At 62.4% G+C, this 17,507-nt stretch carries 14 protein-coding genes; 13 read left to right on the top strand and 1 reads right to left on the bottom strand.

The window, feature by feature from the left end; translation table 11 throughout:
• Positions 1 to 149: 149 nt before the first annotated feature.
• The 4 genes from hsdR to U5O12_RS21265 all read left to right on the top strand — a co-directional run bounded on the left by hsdR (position 150) and on the right by U5O12_RS21265 (position 6,975).
• Positions 150 to 3,641, top strand: coding sequence for a type I restriction-modification system endonuclease (gene hsdR, locus U5O12_RS19250; RefSeq protein ID WP_322580199.1), 3,492 nt, complete (start codon positions 150 to 152; stop codon positions 3,639 to 3,641).
• An 87-nt stretch (positions 3,642 to 3,728) separates the two neighbouring features.
• A complete protein-coding gene (locus U5O12_RS19245; protein WP_322580198.1) occupies positions 3,729 to 4,943 on the top strand; it encodes an ATP-binding protein in 1,215 nt (404 codons plus the stop codon).
• A gap of 6 nt (positions 4,944 to 4,949) precedes the next feature.
• The gene (locus U5O12_RS19240) at positions 4,950 to 6,404 is read left to right on the top strand and encodes an N-6 DNA methylase (RefSeq protein ID WP_322580197.1); all 1,455 of its coding nucleotides are present in this window, start codon (positions 4,950 to 4,952) and stop codon (positions 6,402 to 6,404) included.
• 145 nt (positions 6,405 to 6,549) lie between these two features.
• Entirely contained in the window at positions 6,550 to 6,975 is a 426-nt protein-coding gene (locus U5O12_RS21265; RefSeq protein WP_416221529.1) for a restriction endonuclease subunit S, read from the top strand.
• On the opposite strand, the gene U5O12_RS19235 is transcribed toward U5O12_RS21265, so the two are convergent.
• Positions 6,934 to 8,103, bottom strand: a complete 1,170-nt coding sequence (locus U5O12_RS19235) for an IS4 family transposase (RefSeq protein WP_322576703.1) — start codon at positions 8,101 to 8,103, stop codon at positions 6,934 to 6,936. The two genes, U5O12_RS21265 and U5O12_RS19235, sit on opposite strands and share 42 nt — an antisense overlap.
• A gap of 221 nt (positions 8,104 to 8,324) precedes the next feature.
• Between U5O12_RS19235 and U5O12_RS19230 the strand changes: the two genes are divergently transcribed.
• The 9 genes from U5O12_RS19230 (at position 8,325) to U5O12_RS19190 (ending at position 17,491) form a co-directional block, all read left to right on the top strand.
• Positions 8,325 to 8,807, top strand: a complete 483-nt coding sequence (locus tag U5O12_RS19230) for a MarR family winged helix-turn-helix transcriptional regulator (RefSeq protein WP_322580196.1) — start codon at positions 8,325 to 8,327, stop codon at positions 8,805 to 8,807.
• Between the two features lie 165 nt (positions 8,808 to 8,972).
• A complete protein-coding gene (locus tag U5O12_RS19225; protein WP_322580195.1) occupies positions 8,973 to 10,013 on the top strand; it encodes an aromatic ring-hydroxylating dioxygenase subunit alpha in 1,041 nt (346 codons plus the stop codon).
• Positions 10,010 to 10,975 carry a PDR/VanB family oxidoreductase gene (locus U5O12_RS19220; RefSeq protein WP_322580194.1) on the top strand — a complete coding sequence of 322 codons (966 nt, stop codon included), beginning with the start codon at positions 10,010 to 10,012 and terminating at the stop codon, positions 10,973 to 10,975. Before U5O12_RS19225 ends, U5O12_RS19220 begins: the two co-directional genes overlap by 4 nt.
• A gap of 201 nt (positions 10,976 to 11,176) precedes the next feature.
• Positions 11,177 to 11,875 carry a FadR/GntR family transcriptional regulator gene (locus tag U5O12_RS19215; RefSeq protein WP_322580193.1) on the top strand — a complete coding sequence of 233 codons (699 nt, stop codon included), beginning with the start codon at positions 11,177 to 11,179 and terminating at the stop codon, positions 11,873 to 11,875.
• A gap of 19 nt (positions 11,876 to 11,894) precedes the next feature.
• Positions 11,895 to 12,908, top strand: a complete 1,014-nt coding sequence (locus U5O12_RS19210) for an L-idonate 5-dehydrogenase (protein ID WP_322580192.1) — start codon at positions 11,895 to 11,897, stop codon at positions 12,906 to 12,908.
• 53 nt (positions 12,909 to 12,961) lie between these two features.
• The gene (locus tag U5O12_RS19205; RefSeq protein WP_322580191.1) at positions 12,962 to 13,930 is read left to right on the top strand and encodes a sialic acid TRAP transporter substrate-binding protein SiaP; all 969 of its coding nucleotides are present in this window, start codon (positions 12,962 to 12,964) and stop codon (positions 13,928 to 13,930) included.
• 11 nt (positions 13,931 to 13,941) lie between these two features.
• Complete coding sequence (locus U5O12_RS19200) at positions 13,942 to 14,553, top strand: TRAP transporter small permease (RefSeq protein WP_322580190.1); 612 nt, start codon at positions 13,942 to 13,944, stop codon at positions 14,551 to 14,553.
• Positions 14,554 to 14,564: 11 nt separating this feature from the next.
• Entirely contained in the window at positions 14,565 to 15,971 is a 1,407-nt protein-coding gene (locus U5O12_RS19195) for a TRAP transporter large permease (RefSeq protein ID WP_322580189.1), read from the top strand.
• A complete protein-coding gene (locus U5O12_RS19190) occupies positions 15,968 to 17,491 on the top strand; it encodes an altronate dehydratase family protein (RefSeq protein WP_322580188.1) in 1,524 nt (507 codons plus the stop codon). The genes U5O12_RS19195 and U5O12_RS19190 overlap by 4 nt, the downstream gene beginning before the upstream one ends.
• Positions 17,492 to 17,507: the final 16 nt, after the last annotated feature.

Raw genomic sequence — 17,507 nt, 5'->3', positions numbered from 1 at the left:
TATGCGCGAGCAGCTCCTAAAACCATAGCACCCCGCAACCCGTTGGGGGCCATCAAATTCCCTGCACAATACGCCCACCGCCACATACAGCCACCCCCACTGCTTCAAGGCGCAGCAGACGCCGAGCACTGTCCATCCGCAGGGAGCCCATGGTCCACCGCAACAGCCACCACAGCAACTTCCAGTTTCTGGCACAGCACTCCCCGCTGCTGGCCGATCTGGGCGCTACCGCTGAAAAGCTTTTCCCGTTTGACCCCGCCAGCTGCGTGCTCAAGCTGCGCATCCTGACTGAGGCGCTCACCCAAGAAATGGCCGCGCGGCTTGGCGTGCGCCTGCAGCAGCCCACCCAAGCCGAGCTGCTGCGCGCGGTGGACGCCCGCCTCGGGCTGGACCCGCAAGTGCGCCAAATGTTTCACCTGTTGCGCCACCGGGGCAACGAAGCCGCCCACCAGGCCGACCACGCCATTGGCTACCGCGAGGGGCTGGAGGCGCTGAAGGTCGCGCGCGAAGTGGCGCTGTGGTTCCACCGCACCTTTGGCAATCAGCCCGACTTCAAACCCGGCCCCTTTGTGCTGCCGGACGACCCCAGCCAAAAACTCCACGCCCTGCAAACCCAGCTGGCCCAGCTGCAGCAAGCCCTGCAAGACGCCCACGCCGCGCAGAGCAATCAGGCCGAAATCACCCAGCTGCTGGAAGCCGCCGCCGCCCAAGAGCGCGCCATGGCCCAGCGCGCCCAAGAAGAACGCGCCCTCTATGAGGCCCTGGCGCAAGAGGCCAACGACAACTACGCCCAACTCAAGGCCGACTTCGACCAGCGCATCGCCCACAGCCCCGCGCAAACCGAAGCCGCCGCCACCCAAGCCTTTGCCAGCAAAGCCGCCCAGGCCGCCCAGCACGTGCAGATGGACGAAGCCGCCACCCGCCTGCTGATCGACCAACTGCTCATAGACGCAGGTTGGGACGCCAACACCGTGCACAGCACCCACGCCAAAGGTGCCCGCCCCGAAAAAGGCAAAAACAAAGCCATTGCCGAGTGGCCCACCCAAGGCAAGCAAAGCGCCGACTACATCCTCTTTGCCGGGCTCACCCCCATTGCCGCCGTAGAGGCCAAGCGCCTCAACACCAACGTGGCCGGCAAAATCCCCCAGGCCGAGCGCTACGCCCGGGGCCTGCAGCTTGCTGCCGAACAACAGCCTGCCTGGGCGATAGAGGGCCGCGCCGCCCCATGGCCCGATGGCGAAGGCGGCAGCTTCAACCTGCCGTTTGTGTATTCGTGCAATGGCCGCCCGCTCATCAAACAAAGCCCCGAGGCCAGCGGCACCTGGCACCGCGACGTGCGCCAGCCCGCCAACTTGCGCAAAGTGCTGCCCGGCTTTCACTCGCCCGATGGCCTGCTGGACCAGCTCACCCGCTCCCGCGCCGACGCGGAAAGCCGCTTGGCCCAAGAGAGCTTTGCCTACCTGCGCCTGCGCGACTACCAAGTCAAAGCCATCGCGGCGGTAGAGGCCGCGCTGGCTGCCGGCCAAAGCAACTGCCTGCTCGCCATGGCCACCGGCACCGGCAAAACCCGCACCATCATCGGGCTGATGTACCGGTTTTTGAAAGCCGAGCGCTTTCGCCGCATCTTGTTTCTGGTGGACCGCACCGCCCTGGGCGACCAGGCCATGGACAACTTCAACGAAGCCCCGCTGGAGCAAGACCAGCCCCTGTCCAAAATCTACAACATTGCCGACCTGGGCGACATGGCCGCCGAGGCCGAAACCCGCGTGCAAGTGGCCACCGTGCAAGCCATGGTCAAACGCATCTTTGGCAGCGACAACCCGCCCCCGCTGGACGCGTACGACTGCATCATCGTGGACGAAGCCCACCGCGGCTACACGCTCGACCAGGACATGACCGAGGGCGAGCTCGCCCTGCGCGACCCGGCCCAGTACCTCAGCAGCTACCGCCGCGTGCTCGACTACTTTGACGCCGCCAAAATCGGGCTGACTGCCACACCCGCCCAGCACACCAGCGAGATTTTTGGCAAGCCGGTCTACACCTACTCCTACCGCGAAGCCGTGGCCGACGACTGGCTCATCGACTACGAGCCGCCTATTCGTTACGAGACGCTGCTCAGCAAACACGGCATCCACTTCGCCAAGGGCGACACGGTGGAGAGCCTGAACCTCAGCACCGGCGAGATCGAAGCCGCCGAGCTGGACGACGAGCTGCACTTTGAGGTGGAAAGCTTCAACCGCCGCGTCATCAACGAAGACTTCAACCGCATCATCTGCGAGCAACTGGCCCAAGAGCTGGACCCGCTGGGCGAAGAAAAAACCATGATCTTTTGCGCCACCGACGCACATGCCGACATGGTGGTGCGCCTGCTGGGCCAGGCGTTTGAGGACATTTATGGCGCGCAGTACAACCAAGCCGCCGTGCAAAAAATCACCGGCGCGTCGGACAAGGTGGACCTGCTCATTCGCCGCTACAAAAACGAGCGCTTTCCCAGCATTGCCGTCACGGTGGATTTGCTCACCACCGGCATCGACGTGCCCGCCATCTGCCACCTGGTGTTCATGCGCCGGGTCAAGTCGCGCATTCTTTACGAGCAAATGATTGGCCGCGCCACCCGCCGCTGCGACGACATTGGCAAAACCGTCTTCAAGATTTACGACCCCGTAGACCTGTATGCCACCCTGCAAGACGTGAACACCATGCAGCCGCTGGTGAAGAACCCGCAGGTGGACATGGAGCAACTGCTGGACGAGCTGAACCACCCCGCCGCCTACACCGCGCCTGGCAGCGCGCCCGGCCGCAGCCATGCGCACGAAGTGCTAGACGAGCTGAACCAGAAGCTCATGCGTGTGCTGCGCAGCGCCCAGCACAAGGCCGACAAACACCCTACCCTGAAAGCGCGCCTGGAGGCAATGGAGCAGCAATGGGGCGTGCCGCCCGCGCAGCTGCACCGCCACCTGCACCAGCTGGGCCGTGACCACGGCCCCCGCGCGGCGGCCGACTTTTTGCGCCACAACACCCAGTTGCTCACCCAGCTGGCCGAGGTGCGCGAGCTCATGGGCACGGCCTACCGGCCCATCCTCTCGGCGCACAAAGACCAGTTTGTGGCCCGCGAGCAAAGCTGGGGCGACTACTACAAGCCGCAGGACTACCTGGAGAGCTTTGGCCAGTTTGTGCGCGAGCAGGTCAACCACAGCGCCGCGCTGGCCGTGGTGGTGAACCGGCCCAAAGACCTGACGCGCGAACAGCTCAAAGAAGTGCGCCTGCTGCTGGACGGCAAAGGCTTTAGCGAGGCCCGCCTGCAAGCCGCCTGGCGCAGCCAGAGCAACCAAGACATTGCCGCCGGCATCATGGGCTACATCCGCCAGGCCGCGCTGGGCGAAGCCCTGCTGTCGTTTGACGAGCGGGTCAAGCTGGCCCTGCACAAGCTCTACGCCGCCCACCCGTTTACCCCCGTGCAGCGCAAGTGGCTGGACCGCCTGGCCAAGCAACTCACCCACGAACTGGTCATAGACCATACCTTCGTCAACCAGGCCTTCGCCCAAGACGGCGGCGCCAAACAGCTCGACAAACTGCTGGGCGGCCAGCTCGACCCGGTACTGGGCGAAATCACGGCATATTTGTGGCCGCAGGTGGCATAAATGCAAGATTGGACGCTGCATCAATGCTGTTTTGGACGCACACATAATCCATAATGGACGCATTAATTTTCCATATTGGACGCAACCATGAGCCTCATTGAGCGGCACCTGAGCGCCCCCATCCGGGAGGCGCTGGCAGACACCCCCGCCATACTCGTCAACGGCCCGCGCCAAAGCGGGAAAACCACCCTCGTGCGCCAATTTGCCGAGGGTTTCAGTTACTTCACCCTGGACGATCCATCCCTATTGCAAGTAGCGCAGCAAGACCCGGTGGGCTTTGTCAGAACACTGGACCGCGCGGTCATTGACGAGATACAACGCGCGCCGCAGCTCATGCTGGCGCTCAAAATGTCGATCGATCAAGACCGGCGCCCCGGGCGTTTTCTACTCACAGGCTCGGCCAACATCTTGGCCATGCCGCAAATTGCCGACAGCCTGGCGGGCCGCATGGAAACCCACACCCTGCTGGCCCTCTCGCAAGCCGAAATCCAGTCCCGGCCCAACAACTTTTTGCAGCGCGCCCAAGCGCAAGACTGGGCGGCCCTGCCCCCCAGCCCCGCCAACGCACTCATGGAGCAAGTGCTCGCAGGCGGCTACCCCGAAATGCGTGCCCGCGCTACCCTTACGCGGCGCCAAACGTGGGCCCGGTCTTACATCGAGCACTTGGTAGAGCGCGATGTGCAAGACATTGCGCGCATCGATGAGCTCGCCCAAGTTCCCAAACTGCTCACTCTGCTGGCCATGCAATGCGCCCAGTTGCTCAACTACACCCAAGTGGGCGCCCAACTCGGGCTCAACACCAAAACGGCCGAAAAATACATTGGCATCTTGGAGCGGCTTTTTCTGGTGGAGCGCCTGCCCGCGTGGGGGCGCAACGAGCTGAATCGCCTCATCAAAACCCCCAAACTGCACTTTTTGGATGCGGGCTTGCAAGCCACCTTGGCCCGCATCACGCCAGACCTACTTATCACCCAGCGCGAACGCTGGGGCGCCACGCTGGAAACCTGGGTGTACGGCGAACTGCGCAAGGCGCTGGCACTGAGCCATGAGCCTTGGTACCTGTCCCACTACCGTGACAAAGACCAGGTCGAAGTGGACTTTGTGCTCGAAACCCCCCTGCGCCAAATCATTGGCGTCGAAATCAAGGCGGCAGCCACCGTGCTATCGCAAGACTTCAAAGGCCTGCGCAAACTCCAAGCCCAAACGGGCAGCGACTTCATCACCGGCATCGTGCTGTACGACGGCACGCATGCCCTGCCCTTTGGCAATGGCCTGTGGGCCATCCCCCTCTCTTCACTTTAAATAACCATGGCTACCCAAGACATCGTCCAGAAACTCTGGAACCTTTGCGACGTGCTGCGCGACGACGGCATCAACTACAGCAACTACGTCACCGAGCTGGTGCTGCTGCTCTTCATCAAAATGGAGCACGAGAACGCCGAGAGCGGCATCTTGCAAGCCCACAAGCTGCCCGACTACGCACGCTGGCCCGAGTTGACCAGCCGTAGCGGCCTGAACCTGCTCAACCACTACCGCGAAACCCTGCTTAAACTCAGCCAGAGCCCCGACCGGCTCATTAGCGCCATCTACGCCGATGCGCAAACCAGCCTCAAAGAGCCGCGCCACCTGGAGCAGCTGGTCAAAAGCCTGGACGGCATCGACTGGTTTAGCGCCCGGCAAGACGGCCTGGGCGACCTGTACGAAGGCCTGCTGGAGAAAAACGCCTCTGAGACCAAAAGCGGCGCTGGCCAATACTTCACGCCCCGCCCGCTGATAGACACCATCGTGCAGCTCATGCAGCCCCAGCCTGGCGAGACCGTGCAAGACCCGGCAGCGGGCACGGCAGGCTTTTTGATAGCGGCGGACCGCTACATCAAAGACCACACCGACGACCTCTACAACCTGACCGAGAAGCAACGCAGCTTTCAGCGCAACCAAGCCTTCCTGGGCATGGAGCTGGTGGGCAGCACCCGCCGCCTGGCGCTGATGAACTGCCTGCTACACGGCATGGAGGGCGACGACGAAGGCGTGGTGCACGTGGGCAACACCCTGGGCCAAGCCGGTGCCGCCTTGCCCAAATGCCACCTGAGCCTGAGCAACCCGCCCTTTGGCACGGCCAAGGGCGGCGGCGGCCCCACGCGCGACGACCTCACCTTTGCCACCAGCAACAAGCAGCTGGCGTTTTTGCAGCACATCGTGCGCCACCTGCGCGACGGCGGCCGCGCCGCCGTGGTGCTGCCCGACAACGTGCTGTTTGAAGCCGGTGTGGGCGCCGATGTGCGCCGCGACCTGATGGACAAATGCCGCCTGCACACCATCCTCAGGCTGCCCACCGGCATCTTCTACGCGCAGGGCGTCAAAACCAATGTGCTGTTTTTTGAAAAAGTAAGCCAGGCCGCCACCGGCAGCACCAGCGCCGTGTGGGTGTACGACATGCGCGCCAACGCCCCCAAGTTTGGCAAACGCACACCATTGACGGACGCGCACTTTGCCGACTTCATCACCGCCTACGGCACCGACCCGAATGGCAAGGCCGAGCGGCAGACCCAAGGCGAACAAGGCCGCTTTCGCCGCTTTAGCCGCGAATGGATAGCCAGCGAGCGCGGCGATAGCCTGGACATTGCTTGGCTGAAAGACGACAACGCCGAAGACGCGGCAGATTTGCCCGAACCCGCCGTGCTGGCGCGGGAGGCGGTGGATGAGCTGAACGCGGCGGTGGCGGAGCTGGAAGCGATCTTGGCGGAGTTGGGGGAGGTGCAATGAACGCGCTTGCCAATGCCAGAGCCAAACAATGGCGCATCACTGATGCGCCAATTGTCGTGACACTGTCACGGCAAAGGAAGATTTGTCTCACAGCTTGTGAGGCAAATTTAGAAAGCCGCCTGAGTTTGCAAGCGGGAGTGACGGCATGAGCGGACTTCCACTGGGCTGGGCTGACGTGCCACTTGGTTCGTTGTTGAATTTCAAATACGGAAAGGCGCTCCCAGACAAAGAGCGAAGCGGTCAGGGCTTTCCTGTGTATGGTTCGAACGGAGTGGTCGGCTGGCATTCCCAAGCGCTTACAACAGGCACAACTATCGTCATCGGGCGGAAAGGAAGCGTTGGAGCGCTACAGTTTTCAAACACTCCCTGCAATCCGATCGACACCACTTACTACATTGACGAGGCACACGGAAATCAATTTCGTTTTTGGTTTTACTGTCTCAAGAGCTTGAACCTCGCATCGCTCAACAAATCAACGGCCATACCCGGATTGAGTAGAGGGGACGCTTCAGTAGTGTCCCAACGTTTTTCAGAGGAGAACGAGCTGTTGAGGCTCGGAACTCAGATCTGAATCCGCTGAGGGTGGTGTAAGTAGTTGATTTATTGGGGTTTGTTCAAACATGGTCAGGCTCAGGATTTGTAGGATTTCGTAAAGGCTGTGATGCTCAAGATGCAGACGTTTCTTTGTTATGGCGATCAGCACGTAGGTGCACACCGCGATCCAAATTTGCGTCTTCACGGCGTTCTCGCTGGTACCCAGAAAAGCCTTGATGCGCAAGTGCTGCTTGATCCATTTGAAGAACAACTCGACCTTCCAACGCTGGCGATACAGGTCGGCAATGAGTTCGGGTTTCAAGGCGAAGTTGTTGGTCAGAAACGTGATGCGCTTGCCGGTTTCGTCTTTGACGACAACCCTGCGCAAAGCGGCTGGGTAATCCTTGCTGGAGTAGAAAACCGTGAGCACGCCGATCTGGTCGCAGATGACGTTGCTGGTGTTGCGGTCCACGGGGTTGGAGTAGCGCCGCTTGAACTGGGTATTGCTCTTGGCACGCGTCACGAAGAAGGCCTGGGCCTGATGAATGACATACAGCCTTTTGAAGTCCAGATACCCGCGATCCAGCAGGTAGAAGGCCCCGGCTTCGAGCACCAAGTCGTCCATCACATTGACCTCGTGGGTCTTGCCATCGGTGATGTGAATGAAGCTGGGGATGGAGCCATGCAGATCCAGCAAGGTGTGCAGCTTGATAGCGGCCTTGGTGGAGCGAAACGGTGCCCACGGATGCAACGACAGACACAAGTCGATGGTGCTGGCGTCGAACGCATAAACGGCCGCATCCAGGTCGATTCCCAGTGGCTCCTTGGCATACAGCGGTCTGGCCATGCCAATCAGGTGTTGGGCAAAGTCGGCGTAAATCTGCCATGGACGAGTGGCATTCGCATTGGCCAGTGTGTTGCGCGAAATCGTAGAGCAGCGAAAGCCCATGTGGTAAAGCCGATTGGCTTGCGCCCGCAGGTTGACTTCGATATCGCGAAGGGACTCCCGGTAGGTCAGTTGCGCAAAGGCCATGGCGAAGAACTGGTCCAGGCACGAGAAATCTTTGACCTTGTGGTCGCCCCGATGCTTGGCCACACACCTGCGAAAGGTGCTCATGGGCAGATAGGCCATGAGCTGAGAAAACACGAGCTTGCCTTGGTGCATACCGGCCCTTCGCGCTCTCGCGCAAAAGGCCACAAGTCTGACGCTCGACGTTCAAATCGAGACCAGACCGGAATGTCGAATTCTGCAAGCAAATCATTAACTTACGAAGTCCTGATGTGAGAACGTTGGGACACTACTGAATTTCTAAGTAAAAACAGCCTCTAGCCCTCATAAAATATGCGCGAGCAGCTACCAAATACATAGCAAAACCAATACACAACATGCCCGACAACCGCACCGCCGTTGACTCCCCCATCCCCCTGCAAGCCGAACCCGGCCACCTGATACGGCGGGCGCACCAGTTGGCGGTGGGCACCTTTGCCAAGACGCATGGCAAGCAGATCACGCCGGTGCAGTACGCCATCCTGCGCGCCCTGCAGGACACACCGGGCATCGACCAGGTCACGCTCGCAGACCGGGTGGCGCTGGACACCTCCACCACTGCCGACATTGCCGCGCGGCTGGATACCAAGGGCTGGATCGTGCGGGAACTGCTGCCGCGCCGCCAGCGCGCCCTGCGCCTGACCACCGAGGGCGAAGCCGTGCTGGCCGAGATGCTGCCGCGCGTGGAGCCCATGTACGGGCAGTTGCTGGACGCGCTGGAGCCCGCCGAGCGCGAGGAGTTTTTGCGGTTGCTGCGCAAGTTTGTGCACCTGAACACCCCGGCGCCTGACGACCAGTCCGATACGCCGGACGAGGCCTAGCAGCCGCGCCTGATCACGCATCGGGCGGGCAATCCAACCGCGTATTTCAAGGGAAAACCCTCACCCTCAACCACTAGCCGTGGAATTGACTTGGGTCTATGATTCGCGTCATTCAGCATACTGAATGAAGAATTTCAGTCCCTTACCGACTCAAGGAGCCAAGCCATGTTTCCTCTCAACACCTGGTACGTTGCCGCCCGCAGCGAAGAGATCCCTTCCGACCGCCCCATGGGCCGCCGCATCTGCAACATCCCCATGGCGCTGTTCCGCAACAGCGCGGGCGTGGCGGCGGCGGTGGAAGACTTTTGCCCGCACCGGGGCGCTCCGCTCTCACTGGGCAAGGTGGAAGGCGACACGCTGGTCTGCGGCTACCACGGCCTGGCCATGGGCTGCGATGGCAAGACGGTCTCCATGCCCTGCCAGCGCGTGCGCGGCTTTCCGGCGAACCGCAGCTTCCCGCTGCATGAAGAGCATGGCTTTGTGTGGGTGTGGCCGGGCGATGCGGCCAAGGCGGATGTGGCCGAAATTCCTAAGTTTGAGTGGCTGGGCAACCCGCAGTTTGGCTATGGCGGCGGGCTCTACAACATCGGCTGCGAATACCGGCTGATGATCGACAACCTGATGGACCTGACGCACGAAACCTATGTGCACAGCACCAGCATCGGCCAGAAAGAAATTGACGAGGTGCCCTGCCAGACGCGCGTGGACGGCGACCATGTGATCACCGAGCGCTACATGGAAGGCATTGAGGCACCCCCCTTCTGGAAGATGGCGCTGCGCATGAACGGCCTGCCCGACGACCAGCTGGTGGACCGCTGGCAGATCTGCCACTTCACGCCGCCCAGCCACATCATGATCGAGGTGGGTGTGGCGCTGCAGGGCCACGGCGGCTACAAGGCGCCGGACGAGTTCAAAGCCGCCAGCTGGGTGGTGGACTTCATCACCCCCGAGACCGACACCAGCATCCACTACTTCTGGGGCATGGCGCGCAAGTTCAAGCCACAGGATGCCGAGCTGACCGCGCAGATCCGCGAAGGCCAGGGCAAGATTTTTGGCGAAGACCAGGAGATGCTGGAGCGCCAGCAGCAAAACCTGCTGGCCAACCCCCAGCGCAAGCTGCTGATGCTGAACATTGACACCGGCGGCGTGCAGTCGCGCAAGGTGATTGACCGCGTCATCGAGGCCGAAAACGCGGTCACGGCATGAGCACCGCCACCGTACAAGTGCGCGTGGCGCACAAGCGCACCGAGGCAGAGGACATTTGCAGCCTGGAGCTGGTGGCGCTGGACGGCGGCGCCCTGCCCGCCTTCACGGCGGGTGCCCACATTGATGTGCACCTGCCCAACGGCCTGCAGCGCCAGTACTCGCTGTGCAATGCGCCGGGCGAGACGCAGCGTTATGTAATTGGAGTGCTGCGCGATGCGGCCTCACGCGGTGGCTCCGCTGCCGTGCACGACCTGGTGAATGAGGGCAGCGTGCTGACCATCAGCACGCCGCGCAACCTGTTTCCCTTGGCAGAGCAGGCACCACACCATTTGTTGCTGGCTGGTGGCATTGGCATCACGCCCATGCTGGCCATGGCCGAGCATTTGGTAGCCACGGGTGGCGCGTTCACCCTGCACCACTGCAACCGCAGCCGCGCTCGCACGGCGTTCATCAGCCGCCTGACCACGGCCCCCTTTGTTGGCCAGGTGCAGCACCACTTTGACGATGGCGATGCCGCGCAGAAGCTGGACATTGCCGCTACGCTGCAACGCGCCCCGGCGGGCACGCACTTGTATGTGTGTGGCCCGCAAGGCTTTATGGATGCGGTGCTGAGCGCCGGGCGCGCCGCAGGCTGGCCCGAGGAGCGCCTGCACCGCGAGTACTTTGGTGCCGCGCCAGTGGACCATACGAACGACGGCAGCTTTGAGCTGGAAATTGCCAGCACCGGCAAGGTGATCAAGGTGCTGGCCGACCAGACCGCGTTGGCCGCCCTGCATGCCGCAGGCCTGGACATTCCCATGTCATGTGAACAAGGCGTGTGTGGCACCTGCCTGACCCGCGTAAAGGCCGGCACACCAGACCACCGCGACCAGTACCTGCTGCCCGAAGAACAGGCCGCCAACGACCAGTTTCTGCCCTGCTGCTCACGCGCCAGCAGCGCCCGGCTGGTGCTTGATTTATAGACCAATTGGCACTTAGCCCCCGTGGATACTGCGCGAGCAGCTCCTGAATCAATAGCAAAAACCGCCTTCTTGGCGGTTTTTTTATGCCCCAAAGGTATCTCATCGGGAAAACCCTAGAACTTAAGTAGCTGGATTCACTCCACAATTCGGCCAACTGGCCTTACCAATTTACCTCCTAGCCAAATCTAGCTGAACTCCCGCATGCCCTTCCAACCCATAGAGCCACGCCGCCTGTACCGCCAGATTGCCGACCAGCTGCGCCAGCTGATCCAGAGCGGTGAATTTGCCGTGGGCAGCAAGCTCCCCGCCGAGCGCGACCTGGCCATCAAGATGGGGGTGTCCCGTCCGTCGGTGCGCGAAGCGCTGATTGCACTGGAGGTGGAGGGCCTGATTGAAGTCCGCATGGGCTCGGGCATCGTGGTCATCGGCCGTGAGAGCGTGCGCATGCTGGACAACGCCCACGGCCCGCTGGAAATCATCCGCGCGCGCCAGCTGATTGAATGCGAGCTGGCCGCCCTGGCTGCCCGCAGCACCGACGCCACCCTGGTGCCCGACCTACTGGAAACCCTGCGCGACATGGAAGCGGACATTGCCGCCCGCACCCTGCCGATTCGTGGCGACCGGGCCTTTCACATCCGCATTGCCCAGGCCAGCGACAACAGCGCCCTGCAAGCCGTGGTAACCCAGCTGTTTGACGAGCGCAACGGCCCGCTGTTTACCACCCTGGGCGGCCACTTCGAGCGCGAAGCCACCTGGAAAGAAGCCGTGGACGAGCACCGCGCCGTGGTCAATGCCATTGCCGCCCACGACCCCGAGATGGCCCGCGCCGCCATGAGCGGCCACCTGGACAAATCACACCAGCGCTTCTCCGTCGGGTGGACCAACCCCGTCGATGCTTAAACCCACAGGACACCCGACCATGAGCCTTGCCTGCACCCTGAACGGCCCGCTGAACCTCAGCATTGAGCAACTCAGCCCCCAAGAACCCGGCCCCGGCCAGGTGCGCCTGCGCCTGGGCGCGGGCGGCATCTGCGGCTCGGACCTGCACTACTACCAGCATGGCCGCGCGGGCATTTTTGCCATCCGCGCGCCCTTTGTGCCTGGGCACGAGGCCTCGGGTGTGGTGGATGCCGTGGGCGCAGGTGTGACCCGCGTGCAGCCAGGGCAAAAAGTAGCGGTCAACCCCGCCCACCCCTGCGGCGTGTGCCCGGCCTGCCGCGCCGGGCGCAGCAACCTGTGCGAGAAGATGGTGTTCCTGGGTAGCGCGGCCATCTTTCCGCACATTCCCGGTTTCTTCCGCGAGCACTTTGTCATGGCCGAGGGCCAGCTCACCGCCATCGATGAAGACGTGAGCCTGGGCGAGATTGCCTGTGCCGAGCCTCTGTCGGTCGGCCTGCATGCGGTGCGCCGCGCGGGCGAAGTGCTGGGCGCCACGGTGCTGGTCACCGGCGCGGGCACGATTGGCTGCATGTCCGTCATTGCCGCGCGCCTGGCCGGTGCGGGCCGGGTGATTGCCTGCGACCCCAGCGAGCGCGCCCGTGCAATGGCGCTGACCGTGGGTGCCGACGAGGCCGTGACCGATGCCACGGCCTGGAAGGGCCGCGTGGATGTGGCGCTGGAGGCGGCGGGCCACCCGGCCGCGCTGGCCAGCTGCCTGGCCGCGGTACGCCGTGGCGGGCGCGTGGTGCAGGTGGGCACGCTACCGCCCGAAATCGCTTTCCCGGCCAACGACATCATGTCGCGCGAGCTGGACTACGTGGGTGCCTTCCGCGCCGACATCGAATTTGACTGGGCCGTGCAGGCCATCCGCAGCCGCCGGGCCGATGTGCGCACGCTCATCAGCGCCCAGATCCCCATTAGCCAATCGAAAGCGGCCTTCGACCTGGCTTTAGACAGAGGCCGCAGTACCAAGGTGCAGTTGATTCCGGGCTAATTCCCCACCCGGACCCGGCTGCGCAACATTCACAACAAAAGGAGACAGACAGCATGACATTCACCCGCATTACCCTGGCCCTGGCTGCAAGCCTGGTGGTCGCCGCCCCCGCCATGGCACAAACCAAGCTCAAATGGGCCCATGTGTACGAGCCCAGCGAGCCCTTTCACACCGCGTCCGTCTGGGCGGCCGAAGAAATCAAGAAGCGCACCAACGGCCGCTACCAGATCGACGTGTACCCCGCGTCCCAGCTGGGCAAAGAAAACGACATCAACCAGGGCCTGGGCCTGGGCACGGTGGACATCATCATCTCGGGCTCCAGCTTTGCGGCCAAGGCCTTCCCCCGCATCGGAGTTACCTACTACCCCTACACCTTCCGCAACGTGGACCATCTGCTGGCCTATACCCGCAGTGATATCTACAAAGAGCTGACCGCCGGCTACGAGCAGAAGAGTGGCAATGAAATCATTGCCACCACCTACTACGGCACCCGCCACACCACCAGCAACAAGCCCATCACCAAGTGTGCCGACATGAAAGGCCTGAAGATGCGCGTGCCTGACGTGCCCGCCTACCTGGCCATGCCACGCGCCTGCGGTGCCAACACCTCGCCGATTGCCTTTGCCGAGGTCTACCTCGCGCTGCAAAACGGCACCGTGGAAGCCCAAGAGAACCCGCTGCCCACCATCGAGGCCAAGAAGTTCTTTGAGGTGCAAAAGCACATCGTGCTGACCGGCCACATCGTGGACCACCTGAACACCGTGGTGGCGGGCGGCCTGTGGAAGAAGCTGTCGGATGCGGACAAGAAGATCTTTAGCGACGTGGCCCTCGAAGCCGCAGCCAAGGCCTCACGTGAAGTGGCTGCCCGCGAAAGCGAGCTGGCTGCCGTGTTCCGCAGCAAGGGCGTCAGCGTGACGGACGTGAACGTCAATGAGTTCCGCGACACGGTGCTCAAGAACGTGCCCTTTGAACAGTACGGCTACCAGAAGTCGGACTGGGAACGCATCCAGGCCATCAAGTAAGGCGAATCGACATGACGCTTCACAGCTCCCTGCCCTTGTCGGGCGGCGCGCCTGAATCCCGTCCGGTCGAGACCAGCGCGGAGGCGCTGGTCGCCAGCTTCGCTGAGGCCGACCAGCACCCGGTGGACCTTTCGGGTTACGCCATCGAGGACTGGATTTGTCTGGGCTTTTTCTGGACCATGGCTGGCCTGGTGTTCCTGCAGTTCTTCAGCCGCTATGTGCTGAACGACTCCTTTGCCTGGACCGAGGAACTGGCCGTGTACTGCCTGATGCCGGTGGTGTTTATTGGGGCGTCCATGTGTGTGCGGCGGGTGCGGCACATCCAGGTCAACCTCGTGTACGGCTACCTGCCACCCAGCGCGGGGCGGGTGCTGTCCACGCTGGTGGATCTGGCGGCCATCGCTTTTTACGGCTATGGCGCCTGGCTGGTGGCGCGCTACGCCTTGGCGGTGGACAACGAACCCATGACCACCATCAACTGGAACAAGAGTTATGTGTACTGGTTGGCGTTTGCCGGCTTCGCCCTGATGACCCTGCGCGCCGTGCAGGTGGCGGCTGCCAACTGGCGGCGCGGCTTCTCGGCCCTGCAAAACCCTGGCTTCTTTGACGGCTCTGCCGACTGATCGGACCCCGCATGTTGATTTTGATTGTCTCGTTTGTGGGGCTGATGCTCTGTGGCTTGCCGGTGGCGGTGTCCATGGCAGGTGGCTCGCTGATTTACATCCTGGTGTCGGGCTCGGTGCCTGACATCGTGCTCGCGCAGCGCATGATCTCGGGCATTGAATCGTTCCCGCTGCTGGCTGTGCCTTTCTTTATTCTGGCCGGCAACTTGATGAACATTGCCGGCATTACCGGGCGCATCTACAACTTTGCGATTGCGCTGGTGGGCTGGATGAAAGGCGGGCTGGGTCAGGTCAACATCATTGGCTCGGTCATCTTCTCCGGCATGTCGGGCACAGCCATCGCCGATGCGGCGGGCCTGGGCTCGATTGAGATCAAGGCCATGAAGGAACATGGCTACAGCACCGAGTTTGCCGTGGGAGTAACGGCAGCCTCCTCCACGCTGGGGCCGATCTTTCCGCCTTCACTGCCCTTTGTGATTTACGGAATGATGGCCAATGTCTCGATTGGCGCACTGTTTGTGGCGGGCATTCTGCCTGGCGTCTTCTTGACGGTGCTGATGATGCTGACCGTGGCCTACTTCGCCCGCCGCAACGGCTGGGGTGGCGATGTGGCTTTCAACTGGGGTCGGCTGGGCAGTGCGGGGATGGAGATTCTGATCGTGCTGTCGTTCCCATTGGCTGTGTGGCTGGCGGTCAAAGCCGGTGCATCGGTGAACATGGCGGCCGGTGCTGCCTTTGTGGCGCTGCTGGTGCTGGACTGGCGTTACAACTTCTCCGCCGTGCTGGCGCTGATGGCGCCGGTGATTCTGATTGGTGGGATGACCATGGGCTGGTTTACGCCCACGGAAGCCGCAGTGGCAGCCGTGTTGTGGGCCTTGTTTCTGGGCCTGGTGCGCTACCGCTCCATGACCATCAAGACACTGGCCCAGGCCACGTTTGAAACGATTGAAACCACCGCCTCGGTGTTGTTCATTGTGACTGCGGCCTCCATCTTCGCCTGGCTGCTCACCACCACCCAGGCGGCCCAGGCCCTGGCAGACTGGATTCTCTCCATCACCGACAACAAACTGGTGTTTCTGCTGCTGGTGAATTTGCTGATTCTGTTTGTCGGATGCTTCATCGACACGATTGCCGCGATCACCATCCTGGTGCCCATCTTGCTGCCCATCGTGCTCAAGCTGGGCATTGACCCCGTGCAGTTTGGCCTGATCGTGACACTGAACCTGATGATCGGCCTGATGACACCGCCGCTGGGCATGGTGCTGTTTGTGCTGGCGCGCATTTCCAAGCTCTCGGTGGAACGCGCCACCATGGCCATCCTGCCCTGGCTGGTGCCACTAGTGGTCGGCTTGATCGCCATCACCTACATCCCTGCGCTCACGCTGTGGCTGCCGCAACAAATGGGACTGATCAAGTGAACCCTGTCATTCGCATCCACCCCGCTGACGATGTGGTGATCGCCCGGCAACAGTTGCTGGGCGGCACCCGCATCGAGTCTGAGGGCATTACCGTGTCGGGCCTCATTCCGCCGGGCCACAAGGTTGCAATGCGTGCCATTGCCGCAGGCGAGCCGGTACGGCGCTACAACCAAATCATCGGCACCGCCACGCAGGGCATTGCCGCTGGCCAGCATGTGCACACCCACAACCTGGCCTTCAGCCGCTTTGACCGTGGCCACACCGTGGGCGGCAATGTGCGCCCGGTGGACTACGTGGACACCCCGGCCACCTTTGACGGCATCAAGCGCCCGGACGGTCGCGTGGCCACGCGCAACTACATCGGCGTGTTGACCAGTGTGAACTGCTCGGCCACGGTGGCACGTGCGATTGCCGACCACTTCCGCCGCGACATCCACCCCGAGGCGCTGAAAAACTTTCCCAACGTAGACGGCATCGTGGCACTGACCCACGGCGCGGGCTGTGCCACCGACAGCGAAGGCGAAGGCCTGCAAGTGCTGCGCCGCACGCTGGCAGGCTACGCCCGCCACGCCAACTTTGCTGCCGTCATCGTGGTGGGCCTGGGTTGCGAGACCAACCAAATCCAAGGCCTGATGGCACAAGAAGGCTTGCGCGAAGGCGCCAAGCTGGTGACCTTCAGCATTCAGGACACGGGCGGCACCGCCAAGAGCGTGGCCCGTGGCATCGAAGTGGTGAAACAACTGCTGCCCGAGGCCAATGCGGTGAAGCGCGAACCCGTTCCCGCCAGCCACCTTGTCGTGGGCTTGCAATGCGGTGGATCGGATGGCTACTCCGGCATCAGCGCCAACCCCGGTTTGGGTGCGGCGGTGGACCTGGTGGTGCGCCATGGCGGCACCGCTGTGTTGTCAGAAACCCCCGAGATTTATGGCGGCGAACATTTGCTGCTGCAACGCGCGGTATCCCAAGCCGTGGCTGACAAGCTCGAAGCCCGCCTGCAGTGGTGGACCGACTATTGCCAGCGCCACCACGCCGAGATGGACAACAACCCGTCGGCGGGCAACAAGGCCGGAGGCCTGACCACCATTTTGGAAAAGTCTTTGGGCGCTATTGCCAAAGGTGGCACCACGCCCATGGTGGATGTGTACGAATACGCGCAGCCCATCACCGCCAAAGGTTTTGTCTACATGGACACGCCGGGCTACGACCCGGTATCGGCCACCGGCCAGGTGGCAGGCGGTGCCAACCTCATTTGCTTTACCACTGGGCGCGGCTCGGCCTATGGCTGCGCGCCCTCGCCTTCGCTCAAGCTGGCGACCAACAACGCGCTGTGGGCCAAGCAGGAAGAAGACATGGACATCAACTGCGGCACCGTGATTGATGGCAGCGAAACCGTGGAGCAGCTGGGTGAGCGCATCTTCCAGGAGATGCTGGCGGCTGCGTCTGGCCGCAAGACCAAGAGCGAGCTGCATGGCTACGGCCAGAACGAATTTGTACCCTGGGCGCTAGGCGCCGTGATGTAACCCTATTTTTCTACGA

Source organism: Rhodoferax sp. (assembly GCF_034519335.1).
Taxonomy (GTDB): Bacteria; Pseudomonadota; Gammaproteobacteria; order Burkholderiales; family Burkholderiaceae_C; genus Allorhodoferax.
The sequence above is the reverse complement of the archived record's forward strand: the minus strand, read 5'-3'. Positions and strand labels throughout refer to the sequence as shown.

Coding starts and splice junctions, on each gene's coding strand:
- hsdR (WP_322580199.1), top strand. CDS start 150: ATGGTCCACCGCAACAGCCACCACAGCAACTTCCAGTTTCTGGCACAG.
- U5O12_RS19245 (WP_322580198.1), top strand. CDS start 3,729: ATGAGCCTCATTGAGCGGCACCTGAGCGCCCCCATCCGGGAGGCGCTG.
- U5O12_RS19240 (WP_322580197.1), top strand. CDS start 4,950: ATGGCTACCCAAGACATCGTCCAGAAACTCTGGAACCTTTGCGACGTG.
- U5O12_RS21265 (WP_416221529.1), top strand. CDS start 6,550: ATGAGCGGACTTCCACTGGGCTGGGCTGACGTGCCACTTGGTTCGTTG.
- U5O12_RS19235 (WP_322576703.1), bottom strand. CDS start 8,103: ATGCACCAAGGCAAGCTCGTGTTTTCTCAGCTCATGGCCTATCTGCCC.
- U5O12_RS19230 (WP_322580196.1), top strand. CDS start 8,325: ATGCCCGACAACCGCACCGCCGTTGACTCCCCCATCCCCCTGCAAGCC.
- U5O12_RS19225 (WP_322580195.1), top strand. CDS start 8,973: ATGTTTCCTCTCAACACCTGGTACGTTGCCGCCCGCAGCGAAGAGATC.
- U5O12_RS19220 (WP_322580194.1), top strand. CDS start 10,010: ATGAGCACCGCCACCGTACAAGTGCGCGTGGCGCACAAGCGCACCGAG.
- U5O12_RS19215 (WP_322580193.1), top strand. CDS start 11,177: ATGCCCTTCCAACCCATAGAGCCACGCCGCCTGTACCGCCAGATTGCC.
- U5O12_RS19210 (WP_322580192.1), top strand. CDS start 11,895: ATGAGCCTTGCCTGCACCCTGAACGGCCCGCTGAACCTCAGCATTGAG.
- U5O12_RS19205 (WP_322580191.1), top strand. CDS start 12,962: ATGACATTCACCCGCATTACCCTGGCCCTGGCTGCAAGCCTGGTGGTC.
- U5O12_RS19200 (WP_322580190.1), top strand. CDS start 13,942: ATGACGCTTCACAGCTCCCTGCCCTTGTCGGGCGGCGCGCCTGAATCC.
- U5O12_RS19195 (WP_322580189.1), top strand. CDS start 14,565: ATGTTGATTTTGATTGTCTCGTTTGTGGGGCTGATGCTCTGTGGCTTG.